Source organism: Gammaproteobacteria bacterium (genome assembly GCA_019748175.1).
Taxonomy (GTDB): Bacteria; Pseudomonadota; Gammaproteobacteria; order JAIEPX01; family JAIEPX01; genus JAIEPX01.
The window spans coordinates 76,015-91,020 of sequence record JAIEPX010000014.1 but is presented as its reverse complement, the minus strand read 5'-3'; the positions used below and the strand labels follow the sequence as shown (position 1 = coordinate 91,020).

At 40.7% G+C, this 15,006-nt stretch carries 12 protein-coding genes; 1 reads left to right on the top strand and 11 read right to left on the bottom strand.

Annotated elements, in window-relative coordinates; translation table 11 throughout:
• Positions 1 to 18: 18 nt before the first annotated feature.
• The 10 genes from K2X50_07565 to murD form a co-directional block, all read right to left on the bottom strand.
• Positions 19 to 1,767: a hypothetical protein gene (locus K2X50_07565; protein MBX9587103.1), complete on the bottom strand. Its 1,749-nt coding sequence runs from the start codon at positions 1,765 to 1,767 to the stop codon at positions 19 to 21.
• Complete coding sequence (locus K2X50_07560) at positions 1,754 to 2,956, bottom strand: adenylosuccinate synthetase (protein MBX9587102.1); 1,203 nt, start codon at positions 2,954 to 2,956, stop codon at positions 1,754 to 1,756. The genes K2X50_07565 and K2X50_07560 overlap by 14 nt, the downstream gene beginning before the upstream one ends.
• A gap of 2 nt (positions 2,957 to 2,958) precedes the next feature.
• Complete coding sequence (locus K2X50_07555) at positions 2,959 to 4,482, bottom strand: hypothetical protein (protein MBX9587101.1); 1,524 nt, start codon at positions 4,480 to 4,482, stop codon at positions 2,959 to 2,961.
• Between the two features lie 92 nt (positions 4,483 to 4,574).
• Complete coding sequence (gene ftsZ, locus K2X50_07550; GenBank protein MBX9587100.1) at positions 4,575 to 5,726, bottom strand: cell division protein FtsZ; 1,152 nt, start codon at positions 5,724 to 5,726, stop codon at positions 4,575 to 4,577.
• 24 nt (positions 5,727 to 5,750) lie between these two features.
• Positions 5,751 to 6,989 carry a cell division protein FtsA gene (gene ftsA, locus K2X50_07545; GenBank protein ID MBX9587099.1) on the bottom strand — a complete coding sequence of 413 codons (1,239 nt, stop codon included), beginning with the start codon at positions 6,987 to 6,989 and terminating at the stop codon, positions 5,751 to 5,753.
• Between the two features lie 167 nt (positions 6,990 to 7,156).
• The gene (locus K2X50_07540) at positions 7,157 to 7,840 is read right to left on the bottom strand and encodes a cell division protein FtsQ/DivIB (GenBank protein ID MBX9587098.1); all 684 of its coding nucleotides are present in this window, start codon (positions 7,838 to 7,840) and stop codon (positions 7,157 to 7,159) included.
• Positions 7,841 to 7,857: 17 nt separating this feature from the next.
• On the bottom strand, positions 7,858 to 8,829 hold the full coding sequence (locus K2X50_07535) for a D-alanine--D-alanine ligase (GenBank protein ID MBX9587097.1): 972 nt from the start codon (positions 8,827 to 8,829) through the stop codon (positions 7,858 to 7,860).
• A gap of 15 nt (positions 8,830 to 8,844) precedes the next feature.
• A complete protein-coding gene (gene murC, locus K2X50_07530; GenBank protein MBX9587096.1) occupies positions 8,845 to 10,257 on the bottom strand; it encodes a UDP-N-acetylmuramate--L-alanine ligase in 1,413 nt (470 codons plus the stop codon).
• The gene (gene ftsW / locus K2X50_07525) at positions 10,254 to 11,444 is read right to left on the bottom strand and encodes a putative lipid II flippase FtsW (protein MBX9587095.1); all 1,191 of its coding nucleotides are present in this window, start codon (positions 11,442 to 11,444) and stop codon (positions 10,254 to 10,256) included. Before ftsW ends, murC begins: the two co-directional genes overlap by 4 nt.
• Positions 11,441 to 12,793 (bottom strand): UDP-N-acetylmuramoyl-L-alanine--D-glutamate ligase, encoded by a 1,353-nt coding sequence (gene murD, locus K2X50_07520; GenBank protein MBX9587094.1) that lies wholly within the window; start codon positions 12,791 to 12,793, stop codon positions 11,441 to 11,443. The genes ftsW and murD overlap by 4 nt, the downstream gene beginning before the upstream one ends.
• Positions 12,794 to 13,020: 227 nt before the next feature.
• Between murD and K2X50_07515 the strand changes: the two genes are divergently transcribed.
• Positions 13,021 to 14,322, top strand: a complete 1,302-nt coding sequence (locus K2X50_07515; GenBank protein MBX9587093.1) for a hypothetical protein — start codon at positions 13,021 to 13,023, stop codon at positions 14,320 to 14,322.
• Here K2X50_07515 and rlmE read toward each other — a convergent pair.
• Entirely contained in the window at positions 14,319 to 14,936 is a 618-nt protein-coding gene (rlmE, locus tag K2X50_07510; protein MBX9587092.1) for a 23S rRNA (uridine(2552)-2'-O)-methyltransferase RlmE, read from the bottom strand. The genes K2X50_07515 and rlmE overlap by 4 nt on opposite strands.
• Positions 14,937 to 15,006: the final 70 nt, after the last annotated feature.

The following is a 15,006-nucleotide window of genomic DNA, read 5'->3' as shown; positions in this document are numbered from 1 at the left end:
TATTTTTAATCGATATTACTAATAGGCCAGTGGATTCCACAATTGGCTATCGCTTCTACTGTTATCCATGAACTTTGATTTCTCACATATATCACGGCAGCTCTCAAGTAAAGCTGCAGTATCTTTTTCGATAAATTGAATCTTATCTCTTAGGCATCTGAAAAGATTAGTATTAAATTTTTCTGCAACCATTTCAATGGCTGACGCTACTATCTCCCACGTAGTTGTATCTGTTTCGGAACTTAGCACTGCATCCTTGTTTGATAAGACTCCTCGAAAGCATTGTAATTTCAGAAATACACTCAAGTCTTTCGAAACGTATGACATTCTCGACGGAAGGTATCTCAAAAGGCCAGCATCCTTTAGAGCATTTAAAAGATGCATCTCGTTAGTTTCACCGGCAATTGCACCTAACGCATACAAAGTTTCCTTATAGGCTAATCGAATACGAAAATCGAGCAAATATCTCCTAATCAACTCCACGAAATATCCCTTATCTTTTTCAAAAAACTCTATTCGTTGAGAAAGAAGTTTCAATTTTATACCAGAAACACTCGCTGGATAAATTTGTTCGACAGAGGAAAACAACATTTTTTTATTCTCTAAAATGGCCTCTTGCTGCCTGCAATACTGGTTAGTGTAACGATCAATATATTTTTTTCGTGCCTCAAAGAATGTATTTGACTCTGCATTATAATCATTAAATTCGTCCAATAAACTTAATAGATTGATTTCTGACAACCCAAAATCTATGTCTGCAAGAATCCAACCTGAGTTCTTTTCACCAAGCAACCACTTCAAATCAATATCAATCAAAGAAATAGCTTCACATTTCTTTTTTACAATGATATCAGCATAAGTCAAAATTTTTTCAGAATCCTTTAAATCCTCAAGAGAGATTCTTTGAAGCTTTCCATCAACAACAAAATCAATCAGTGAATTCATCAAGTGCCTGTCGTTTCTCAGGAGAAGATCACCCAGTACCGCGTGACTAATAAAAGCCTCTATTATAATTTCTATCGATTTTTTAAGGCTACATTTTTGATCATCATGTTGAGCTTTACGATAAGCTTGAACAAATAATGACAAAACCGTTTCTGACGCAATACCAGCATTTAATGGAGAAATTATGACCTCCTCATTGTTTTCTTTATTGACTATTAAGCAGGGCATCTTTGCATAGCTTGCGGTTGGTAATAATTCTTGTTGAAGCTGACTATACAGCAGTTCATTGTGCGAACGTAAATTGTAGGATCTCTTAAAAAAAATACTCACCCTTTCTCTGTTAGGTGTTCTCAGTTGAAATGTTGCTCTATAAATCCCAAAACCTAAACTAAAGTCCTTAAGATCATCTAATATAATGACGGCGCCATGAGGAACGCTATAGTGTTTTTCAAAATATACGCCAAGCGACTCAACCCAACCTTTATTCTCTAACAGCGTCAAAAATGTATCATATATAATAACTTTGATGCTGATTGGAGGATTAGAAATAATTTTTCGAAATTCATAAACGACCTCCTCAGGAACAAATTGTTGTTTTTTATCAAAGAAAATGGATTTTAATGGCGTGGCTTGAAGAAAATCTGTGGAAGATAATAGATTTCTCAATTTAACGGCGGACACTTCCTCAAGCTCACCCCTGGCATTACGGATGTCATATTTTTCTAACAGGGAGTTTATTTTTCTAGAAGCCGTTTCATAATATAATTCGATTTCTTCATCAATTGCCGGTATAACTTCAATATTAGTTTTAAATTTTACCATTTTTACAGTCTTCTCGTGTTGGTCCATAACTTAAGATATAGTTATCAAAGTGCGTATTTTCAAAAACATGTCTGATAAACTCTTCTTTGTTTAACTCAACTAGACCGTCCACCTCCTTTGCAACAGTTATTTTTTCTTCAAATTGATCGAGGCAGGTCACAGCGAGCGTTACTTTTTTAGTGATATTATTCGAGAGCTTATTAAGATCTGCAGAAATTTCCGAATTTAACTTAGCGACTTCAAGAGGTGCAAAACGTAAAGAACCTTGAAATTTGTGTGGAATATTAGTCTCGTCTTTAAACTGAGGGCAAGGACAAAAAGGACGCTCATTAGGTAAAGGCCCTATTCCATGTCGAGTCAAATAGCATCGCGTAACATAATGGACATTCAGATGATGTATTTTAGCATGATTGGCAATAGTGGATACGTTTTGTAACCCGGTATTGGAGCGAGTGACGTGAGGGAAACTCATATGGCCTTGATCTAATAAAAGTCCCTGAGCACCTTCAAAAATTAACCGCTCAGACTTTCCAAAATAATGATAATCGGCGACGTCACAATTAGCTAGAAAACTATTGATATCATGCAGAAAATATTCAAATATCTCATTCGAACAAATTAAAGAGCTTTCATCGCGAGTTAGTTTTCTCTGCATCAATTGACCCAATCGTAATTCTAGCCATTCATCTCGGATTGCTAGTAACTTTGCCTTTAACTTCTCTTGATTAAATAAATCTTTTACAGCTAATTGAAACTTTGAATGTAAATTTCGTTCTATTGTTTCACCAATACCAACGCCGCAACTACCATGTCGATTTTTTCCTAGGGAATTTTCAAATGTTTGGTTAATGAACATATCATAGGGGGTCGTAACAACTGCCTCTGGATGACAGATCACTTTTGGAAAAAAATTTCGAGACTGCAGCTTTGCTAATTCTTGCGTGAAGAGCACGGGATTTACAATGTAAAAATCACTCAGATAAGTTTCTGCGCCAGCAAACGTACCACTAGCAAAATGACTGAATACATGACGCAAGCCACCCGGTCTCTGCACCGTATGGCCTGCTTGAGCACCACCATTAAAACGAACAACTAGTGTATTTGCATTGCCTAAGGCTGCAAGATAATCAGTAATTAGGCCTTTGCCTTCGTCACCATAATTTGCGCCAATAACAACTTCGGCTTCCATATTTACTTTAATTTTGCTCCAGCGCGAGCCTCCTCACAAAGGCTCCTTAGAGCGAAATTAGGCACAATCTTCTTGCTCGTTAATTCTTCATTTGAAATAGGACACCTATTATTGCTTGCCAACCATTTCTCAATTTCTCTTCTCTCAAACGATTTTCCTGTTTCTACTAGGATTACGGGATCTTCCATTATTTCATGAGATATGGGGCACTCAAGGTCTTTATGCATCTTATCGAGAGATCGCATCGCATGTTCAGACTCTCCCTTAGCAAAAAACGCCGCGGGACCCCCGTCTATAGATTTTTTGCGCTCAACCCGGACAGGAGCTGGAAACGCCATCTCAACTAACCGCTCTCTTCTGTCTGCCGGCAGTGCGTCAAAGAAAGGTTTATAGTTTAAGCAGAGCTGGGCTATATTGAGGTTTGGCTTAAGCTTTAATTCCGGCAAAGTTGTCGCTCTCTGTGTCACAGGATCCCGTTGATTGTCACGAACGTAATTTTCGACAGCTTGCTTCTCGTAGGCTCTTTTATGACCACCCCAATCCACAGGACGATCCATATATTGGCGAGTTAAAGGACATAGAGTATAACTCAAGACTTCTGCCCATTGTTGATCAGTGAGGTTCTCTTTATTTTGCCGACTCCATTCTGCCTCAGTTAAATTTTCCAATCCCACTTTTTGGATCGGCCTAGTCCGCTTGATAATTTCTGCAATCGCATCAGCAACACCATTACTTTTTGTGCAGATCACATTATTCATACCTAGCAGATCAGTCCATTGTTTAGCCTCTGTTAATTTTTGTTCTGCTGTCTTGTTTGCTTTTTTAACAAGATCATACCAATAAGCCTGACCATCAGTAATGACAATATGATAGACATCATATTGCTCTCGAACAGCGTGTAAAAGCACCTGATTCGAAATATCACCACCATCATATTTAGGATCTAACCACATTTGGATACCAGCAGCAGTTAATCCAGGATGCACATTATCATCACCTATCGTGATTAAAATTCCTTTACGGCCATCCTGCTGAACATAATTCAAATGGGTCTTATTTGCTGCGTACCACCATAACAAATTGTAGCTTTCGGCTCCATTAGCACCACCACCCCCTTCCAACCAGATTTTTTCTAGTTGTTGTGCGAATCGATTATCGGATTCAAAGTGAGTCACCTGCAAAGGCGCGCGATCAGATTCCGCATCACCAATTCCTGCAAAGGAAATTTGCAGATTTTCATTTGGCCTGCCGAACGTCTTTTTTAAATCAACCATTAAGCTGCCTAAACTTCCTTGAAGCAGTGACTTAGGTATGATATCCATTGAACCGGTTACATCTAAGCCAATGAGTACTGTAATCACATCCCTATATTCATTAAAGGGCCCTTTCTTTGAGTGCCTCGTAGTAACAACGGCTGGATTAAATTCATCACACATCGAGTCAGCAGTAAAGCCAGAATTTACTTTGACTTTCGCCTCTTCGGCCTGCTTTTTATAAGCGACTACATCGAAGTTTCCTGAACCCATTTTTCTACTCCTTTATTAAAAAAAAAGTTCTTACTCTCTATGCCTCCCCTTACCCATCTCAATATCGGACCAATAAATAAAGATTAATTTTTTTATTTATCTTCGTCTTGCCGACGCAAGAATGCAGGAATGTCCAGATAATCAATATCTTTTGAATCCATCTCAGCTGTCGCTTTTTCAGTCGGCTGATTACGCATGATAGTAGGCTTCGCTAATTGATGATAATCAGGCGTACCATCACTCTTCGTTGTTTCTCTGTGTCTGAATTGACGCTCTCTGTCAGTACTGCCACTTCCAAGTCCTGTTGCGACCACTGTGACGCGTAATTCATCGGTCATTTCTGGATCAATAACAGTTCCCACAACCACAGTCGCGTTTTCAGATGTGAACGATTTAATCACATCGCCCACTTCTTCAAATTCACCGATAGACATATCGACGCCTGCTGTAATATTCACGAGCACACCACGTGCACCATTGAGATCGATATCTTCCAAGAGCGGGCTTGAAATAGCCGCTTCGGCAGCTTCAGATGCTCGATTTTCACCTGTACTGACACCTGTTCCCATCATGGCCATACCCATTTCAGACATCACTGTACGCACGTCTGCAAAATCCACGTTAATTAATCCGGGACGTGTAATGAGTTCTGCAATACCTTGCACTGCACCCAACAAAACATTATTGGCTGCTTTAAATGCATTGAGTAAGGTAATATTTTTGCCTAGCACACTTAATAATTTATTATTCGGAATTGTAATTAATGAATCCACATTCGCAGCAAGTGCTTTTGTACCTTGCTCAGCAACTTCCATTCGCTTACGGCCTTCGAATGCAAAGGGTTTTGTAACAACGGCAACTGTTAAAATGCCTAATTGTTTCGCAATTTCAGCAAAAACAGGCGCAGCACCCGTACCCGTTCCACCTCCCATTCCCGCAGTAATAAAGACCATGTCAGAACCATCCAACACGTCACGAATTCGATCACGATTTTCTTCAGCGGCTTTTCGTCCGATTTCCGGATCTGCGCCAGCACCTAATCCTTTAGTAATTTCTTCACCTAATTGTAAAAGTGTGCGTGCATTCGATTTACGTAATGCTTGCGCGTCAGTATTGGCGCACACAAATTCTACGCCTTCAATATTAACGCTCATCATATGCTCAATGGCATTTCCGCCACCGCCGCCAACTCCAATTACTTTTATTATTGCATTGTGTGGTACACTTTCTGTTAGCTCAAACATTTAATTTACTCCTGAAATCGATTGTTAAAAATGACCTTTAAACCAACCTGTCATACGCGACCATAATCCTGTCATACCATCTGTGATTTGAAATTCATGTCGCGCACCATCATCTTGTTGTTGTAATCCGTATAATAATAAACCAACTGCTGTTGCATATGTAGGAGCCAATAATGCGTCTGTTAATCCACGCACATGTTGAGGCAATCCTAATCGCACCGGCATTTTAAAAGTTGATTCCGCCAATTCCAGCACGCCATTCACCATCGACGCGCCTCCGGTTAATACAATTCCTGCAGCCACTAAATCATCAAATCCACTACGACGCAATTCTGCCGCTACTAAATTAAATAATTCTTCGTAACGCGCGCTCACTACATCAGCCAGCGATTTTTCTGAAAGTTGTCTTGGCGGACGACCCGCTACACTTGGCACATCAATCATCGTATGGGCATCAGCAAGGTGTTTTAATGCTTGCGCATGTTTTCGTTTAATTTCTTCAGCATACTTTGTAGGAGTACGTAAAGCCACAGCGATATCATTAGTGACTTGATCACCCGCAATTGGAATTACCGCTGTATGTCGAATTGCACCATCTGTAAACACAGCAATATCCGTCGTGCCCCCACCGATATCCACTAAACAAACACCTAATTCTTTTTCATCTTCTGTCAGCACTGAATAGCTAGAAGCCAACTGCTCCAAAATAATATCGTTAACGCTTAATCCACACTGCTGAACACATTTCACAATATTTTGAGCCGCAGAAACAGCGCCAGTCACAATATGAACTTTAGCTTCTAAACGTACACCAGACATGCCAACAGGTTCCCGAATGCCTTCTTGGCTATCAATAATGAATTCTTGCGGCAAAATATGCAGAATTTTCTGATCAGCAGGAATTGCCACGGCACGAGCCGCATCAATCACTCTATCAATATCCGCCTGGGAAACTTCATTATCGCGAATCGCAACAATACCGTGTGAATTTAAACTTCGAATATGGCTGCCAGCGATACCCGTATAGACAGATTGAATATCAATGCCCGCCATTAATTCTGCTTCTTCTATGGCACGCTGAATGGATTGCATGGTAGATTCAATATTGACCACAACCCCTTTTTTTAAGCCATGAGAGGGCTGCAACCCGTGACCAATAATTTCGATTTGACCATCGGCGGATAATTCACCAACCAAAGCCACTACTTTGTTTGTTCCAATATCAAGGCCGACAATAAAATTTTTGCTCATTTTTTTAGACATAATCGCAAAACTCTCCTGATTTCAAACTGCTCACCAAGACCAGGGAATCAACACCCCCCTACTTGAGCATAATAGTACAACAATTCCGCTGAATAGCAGATAAAAAAACTCTAATTAGTGTAACACGTGAAATAGACGCTAGCTATAGGTTAGGTCATTTTAAACTGTTAATTGGTAGCAATACCGTTTGTATACCGAGCATCGACGCTGCGCAACGTTTTAGTGCCTTCTTTTGTCAACGTAGGCCAGGCCTTAACGACCAAGGCCAATCGCTCCTGATGCTGACTTTGACCAAGCTTTATTACCGTTCCGCCTTCCAACTGAATCTCCCAGGCATGACGAGGATTCACTTTCACCGAAACTATTTTAAGCTTTTCTTTTGCCAAGACTGCTTGAAACTGATGATAATGCGACACCATCGATTTAGACATATCAGGCGGTCCAACAAAAACAGGTAAATCTGCAGGAATCGAGTCGGCTTGCGCTTTAAAAATCTCACCATCCACATTCACACCGCCTAAATTTTCCCATTTACCTAAAGCTTGTTGCTCAGTAACAGTCACAACTAAAGTATTTGGCCACACACGTCGTAATTGAATTTTTTTTACCCACGGGAGCTCGCGTAATTTATGCTGCAATCGTTCAGCATCCATCGTCATAAAATTTTTTTTCACGTAAGGAGTAATATCGTCATCAAGTGTTTTTTTTGTCACATGTTGAAACGGCGCTTGCAAAACAACATGTTCTAAAGGCATATTCATTGGGCTTATAAACCAATTATAACTCCAATACCCACCCCAAATAACGCCCAAAACACTCAGGAGAACTAACAAAGTTCGAAAAATTCTCACCTTGCGTCTCTCTCGATTCATTGATCAACACTCAACCATAAAATTTCATACACGAGTTGATCGAAATCAACACCTTCTGCTTTTGCTGCTTTAGGCACTAAACTGGTTTCTGTCATACCGGGAATTGTATTTAATTCCAGCAACCAAAATCGATCTTGATTATCTAACATTAAATCGATTCTTCCCCAACCTTTACAACCTGTCAGTTGAAAAGCCCGCAAACAAACCGCTCGAATTGCACTGCTCAAAGCATCTGAAAGTGGTGCAGGGCAAAGATAATCTGTAGAACCCTTAATGTATTTGGAATTATAATCATAGAACCCATCTTTTGGACGAATTTCGATAATGGGTAACGCATAATTTCCGATAATTCCAACCGTCAATTCACGACCTTCGATCCATGGTTCAATCATTGTATTAATTTCGTACTGATTTGCAATATTGATTGCAGCATCGATTTCAGACCAATCATTCACACGAGTAACACCCATCGTCGAACCTTCATTGGAGGGTTTTACACATAAAGGTAAACCAATTTTTTTAGCACTCTCAAGATAATCTGGATCATGATCGACAATAATCATCGGTGGCGTAGGAATTCCGTGATATTCCCAAACACATTTGGTAAAAATTTTATTCATCGTTAATGCAGAAGAAGATACATCACTTCCCGTAAACGGAATATTCATTTCCTGCAATAATCCTTGAATTTTACCGTCTTCTCCACCGGGCCCATGAAGCGCGATAAATACGCGATCGGGTCGATCTTTTCGCAAGTTTTCGCTGATATTTGCATCCACGTCTATTGCGTACGCATCAACGCCACATCGCTGAAGCGCAGCCAAAATATTACGTCCAGTCACCAAAGATATTTCTCGCTCGGAAGAATTCCCTCCCATTAATACAGCGACTCGACCCAATGCACTCGGATCTTTTTCTTTGCTGGCAAGCACCCAGTTTGTTTTTACTTGATCATCTGTTTTTAACATCGATTTTCCCTTTATTCACTGTCCAGAATGCGCTGCAATTTGTGGAGCAATTTTACCCACGCTACCCGCGCCTTGGATTAATACAACATCGTCATTTTGCACGAGACGATTTATTTCCGCCATCACATTTTCTGCTTTTTGTACTAAAACAAGTGGCACATTAGATTGTTTGCTAAAGTGCGAAGCTAACACTTCACTTGTAATTCCAGGAATTGGAGCCTCACCCGCAGAATAAATTTCCAATAGAATGATTAGATCAACTTTTTTCAATACATTGACAAATTCATCCATTAATTCAGCCGTACGAGAATATCGATGAGGCTGAAAAACCATGACTAAACGACGATTCGGCCAAACATTTCGCACCGCATCGATAGTCACCTGTAATTCTCGAGGATGATGACCATAATCATCAACCAATGAAAAAGATCCTTCTGGAATCTTGATATCACCGTACAATTGAAAACGTCGTCCTACTCCTTGAAATTTCTCCAAAGCAGCGAATGTTTTTTGTGGATCAATACCATAGTGCTGAGCAACTGAATAAGTTGCCAATGCATTGAGTACATTATGACGCCCTGGTATGGCAAGATTAACTTCGAATTTTTTATCTAAAATAGAATCAACAAGCGTAAAAGTTGCCATTAAATTATGTTGTTGGTAATTTTCAGCGCGAATTGCATTCTCACTACCAAAGCCATAGGTCATTATTTTTCCGGATAGCTTAGGCATCAATTCTAAAATAACGGGATCATCACCACAAAGCACTTTTGCACCACCCTCAGGTACTTTTTCGAGAAACTCTAAAAACGCTGCTTTTAATCGATTAAAATCACCGCCGTAGGTTGATAGATGGTCAGCATCAATATTCGTTACGATTGCCACTTCAGGTTGCAGAAATAAAAATGACGCATCACTCTCATCAGCTTCTGCAACAAAATAAGAACTGTAACCTAATTGTGCATTACATCCTGCGCTCTTTAATAATCCACCAATTACAAAAGTCGGATCTAATTTTGCTTCTGCTAAAACACTCGCGATTAAACTCGTCGTCGTTGTTTTTCCGTGCGTACCGGCAACAACAATGCTCTGATATGATTGCATCAATAGTGCAAGCATTTTTGCACGAGGTAAAATTGGAATATTGCGTTCTTGAGCTCTTATTACTTCTGGATTATCGGATTTTACAGCACTGGATAACACGACAACAGCAGCATCATTCACATGCTCCGCATGATGCCCAATGTGTACTTGCGCCCCTAAATTTCTTAAGCGAGATGTCGCTTCGCTTTCATTCGAATCAGAACCACTAATTAAATGGCCTTTCGTTAATAATACTTCAGCAATTCCACTCATACCGGCGCCACCGATGCCAACAAAATGAATGGGCTGAGTCTGATCTAATGTGATCGCTCCACTTTCTGTCATGTCACTAAACCTCTATTACTTCGCGTTGAAATTTTCCGCCGTGATGACGACTGCAATAATGGAGCAATATCACTGCTGATCCTAAGAAGCACTGCAACAACCACACAATTAATTAACACACTACTTCCCCCGTAACTCATCAGAGGCAATGTTAATCCTTTTGTGGGCAACAATCCTGCATTGACTCCGATATTCACCATTGCCTGAAAAGCAATCCATAATCCGAGCCCGTAGGCTAAATATGCCGAAAAAAAATCTTCTAATTGATAGGCTTTTCGTCCTAGCCACATTGCTCGTCCCACTAAAACACCGAATAAAATTACGACGGCAATACCACCCAACAATCCCAATTCTTCCGCAAGTACAGCAAAAACAAAATCGGTGTGCGCTTCAGGCAAATAAAAAAGTTTTTGAATGCTATCACCCAGTCCTACACCAAAAATTCCGCCGCGCCCGAAAGCAATTAATGATTGCGTTAATTGATATCCAGAATCAAATTGATTGGCCCACGGATGTAAAAATCCTGTTAATCTCGCTAAACGATAAGGTGAACTAAAAGCCAATCCCGCTAAACCTGAAGCTACCACTAAAAACAATAAGGCATATTGCCACAAACGCACACCCGCCAAAAACATCATCGCTAATGACGTTGCCATAATAACTACCATCGCGCCAAAATCGGGCTCAAGTAATAATAGCAATGCGACCAACCCCAAAATCAACATGGGCTTTATAAAACCACTCACTCGAGTTTGCACTTCTTCAGAGCGTCTTACCAAATAACTCGCAAGATAAAGAATCACACTAAATTTTGCGAGCTCAGAAACTTGGAGTGAAATCGGCCCCAAATTTATCCAACGAATACTGCCATTAACATGTCGTCCAATTCCTGGCACCAACACTAAAGCCAGCAATGCTATTCCTACAATAAGCCAAATGACACTCGTTCGTTGCCACCAATCTAAATTCACTCTAATCACAATAAAAGCGAGAATAAGTCCTAAACAAAAATGAATTAATTGTCGCCATAGAAAATGAAAAGGCGCATCAAACTCTCTTCCTGACACTGCCATCGATGCTGATGTCACCATCAACAGACCTAATCCGACCAATAATAATGCAGAGCATAAGATCCACGAATCCAATGTAAATTCCTGCCAAAATCCTGATCGGCGATAACGCTTCATGCCAATTCCTTGACGAATGTCATAAATTTTTCACCTCGATCTTCAAAATCTTTGAACATATCTTGGCTCGCACACGCAGGAGAAAGCAAAACAATATCACCGGGCTCTGCAAGCGATTGTGCTGTTGTTACGGCCTCTGATAAATCTGAAACCATTGTTACGGGCACAACATCTTGCAAGGCATCATGCAACTGTGTTTTATCTTGACCCAACAAAACAAGTTGACTCACATATTTCCCAACAGAATCGCGCAGTGATTTAAAGTCAGCATTTTTACCTTGACCGCCAGCGATCAAAACAATCTTTCCTGCACAATCTTGACCAATCCCGGAAAGAGTCGCTTGGGTAGCCCCTACATTGGTACCCTTGGAATCGTTAAACCAACGAACTTGATTAATTTCTGCAACAAATTGGCAACGGTGCGGAAGATTTTTAAATTGTTGTAATGTACTGACCATATCGTTCATCGGAAAATCGCACGCTTTTCCAAGCGCTAAAGCAGCCAACGCATTCGCTAATTGGTGTCGCCCAATTAACGACGGTAGTGTTTTCGTTGCAACAATAGGGCCATCTTTATACATCAAATACAATTCATCCGACCGCTTTGCCACATAAAAATCTGCTGTAAGTGAATTCGCTTTTTCAGTGACACTAAAACGCAAACACTTTTCCATGGGAATTTGTGCAGTAAAACTCGAAGGATCATCGACATTAATCACTGGATGTTTACAATTTTGATAAATGCGCAATTTTGCTTTTTGATATTCTCGGAAACTGTCATAACGATCCATATGATCGGGTGTCACATTTAAATTCACTGCAGCAAATGCAGCCAAAGAAGGAGTCGTTTCTAATTGAAAACTCGAAAGCTCTAAAACGTATAAAGCGGCTTCAGTTCGACCGAGCAAATCCAAAACAGGGGTCCCTAAATTTCCACCTACTCTTACACGAATACCTGCAGCCCTAGCCATCTCACCCACCATCGTGGTCACGGTGCTTTTACCATTAGAACCTGTGATAGCAACGATCGGGGCCTTAACCTCTCGCACAAACAACTCAATATCACCAATCACCGGCTTACCTTTTGCAACTTGAGCAGCAATTAATGGTTCTTTCAAACTCACGCCCGGACTAATAATGATCTGTTGCGCATTTTCCAACAAAGCAGCATCGAAGGCACCGTGCTTCACAACCACATTGGGGTAACACGCCCGAATTTCGGCCATTCCCGGCGGATTTGTGCGACTGTCAGTCACAGCCACCGGTATCCCTCGTTCAACGCAATAACGCACACAAGACACCCCGGTCTTACCCAAGCCCACAACGGCCGTTAGCCCTTTAACTGTCATAATTGGTCCCACAAGATTCGAAAATCGGTAATCATACTCGATTCTCCTAAGTCTGTCAGGCATTTTTCATGTTAGCCACATTATCTTTCCTAAAAAAAATTCGGCCGATGTTAACTACAGAGTTAAACTTACGATGACCACTAAAAAAAATGTTATAGCTTATCTTGACTCATTCTTGACGTACCTATAGTGTTCCGGAACAAGCGTAATTCTTAAAGGGAATTTTTATGAACGATGCACATGAAAAACCAGTATCAGTAGCCACGGACAATAGCCAAGCTAATAAAACCGATGGAGATGGCTTAGACGCAGTTCTAGAAATTCTCGACATACACGGAACTTCCAGAAGTAAATACCGCACCCCAGTAAGCCCAAATAGCTCCCGTCGCGGATCAACCCTAGAAAGAAACTCACCACCCACATCTCCCCGAGGATCAGTTAGAGGAAAAAGCCCCTCCCGAAATGGTTCTGCAGCCAATTCCCTTCATAAAAGATCAAACTCCCGACCACCCATCCCACAGTTCGCAGATAGATTGAAAGAAAGACAAGAAGCCATGAAAAAAGATGGAGAAAATTTCACTAAACAAATGAAAATAGAAGAAATAAAGAGACGGGTTGCCGAAAGACAGGCTGCTGCAAAGCTAACTCAAAAAAACACAAACCACGCACCACACTTGGTTGACTCCAGCTCACCTTTATTGGCCCAGCCTTCTGCTCAACCGCAATCCGTTGAACTTTTACTGTACGGCATTCATGAAAATTCTGCCGGTAAGGACATACGAATTATTACTGACGACAGCATGCCCGTCGTAATTTCGATGCTCGATCAACTTACCCCTACTGGCCAAACAGAACGCTGTATTATTACACGCCTCGATTTACAAAAAAATGAGATCGGAGGAAAAGGAGCTAAACAACTCTGTGAATGCCTACTTAAACGTCCCAGCGTCGAAATTTTAGACGTTTCAAATAATAAAAAACTTTTTTTGGAACTTCCTAAAACCGAACAAAATCCACGCATGTCTTCGGGAATGATCGGAGCAGAAGGTTATGTAGGTGCAGATGCGTTTAAAAAATTACTCACAGAGCACCCCAATCTCGCGCTTTTAATGATTAATGATTGCGGATTAAATGATTTCGGCGCAAGTCTTATTGCAACAGGAATTCGAGAAAACCAATCTCTCGTATTTCTTGACATAGGCAACAATAAATTTTCTGATACGGGCGCAAATCATATTTGCGAAGCGCTGATGCAACATAAATTTATCAGGCATGTGTTACTTGATGGCAACAACCTAACAGTTGAAAGCGCAAAACAATTACTTGAACTTGTACAAACTAATACGAGAATTCTCACTTTGGAAATAAACGATAACTCTAAAATTTCTGAACAATTAGTTACCGATATAAAAGCGCAAATAGCTCAAAATCAAGAAGCCTATAAGAAATTAGAGGCGGCTCAAAATAGCGGTGAGAAACAAGAAAGCAAGGAAACACATGAAAACAGCGAAGGAATAAACCTCAACTAACGAAAGCCCACCGCCAATAAATATACTTCGTTAGATCGAGAACGCGAGGCTTCCGGTTTACGTGTTTTAACCGCTGCAAAATTTACACGCAACGATTTCATCAAATTATCAAAACCTTCACCCTGAAAAACTTTTATCAACAATTTACCGCCCGGCTTTAAAACTTGTTTTGAAAATTCAACCGCTAATTCTGCTAAATACATGGCCCGAGGGATATCGACTTCTCTCATCCCACTCAAATTCGGAGCAATATCCGAAGTTACGACATCGACACCAACATCTCCAATGAGCGTCATCAGTGCAGCGTACGTTTCCTCAGCCATAAAATCACCTTGAATAAATTCCACTCCAGGCAAGGGATCCATGGCCAAAATATCCAGCGCAACTACCCGACCCTTAGAACCCACAATTTTGGCGAGATACTGACTCCACCCGCCCGGCGCCGCACCTAAATCAACCACTACCATACCTGATTTCACAACTTGATCTTTTTCTTGAATTTCGATGAGCTTATACACAGCGCGTGAGCGATACCCCTCTTGTTGAGATTTTTTCACAAAAGGATCATCAAAATGTTCTTTTAACCATCGATGGCTACTTTTTGATCGCGGCATTTTCCATTCTCCTACACATTAACTAAATTCTGCATGCATAATAAGCGTTTCCCCACTTGACTAAAAGACC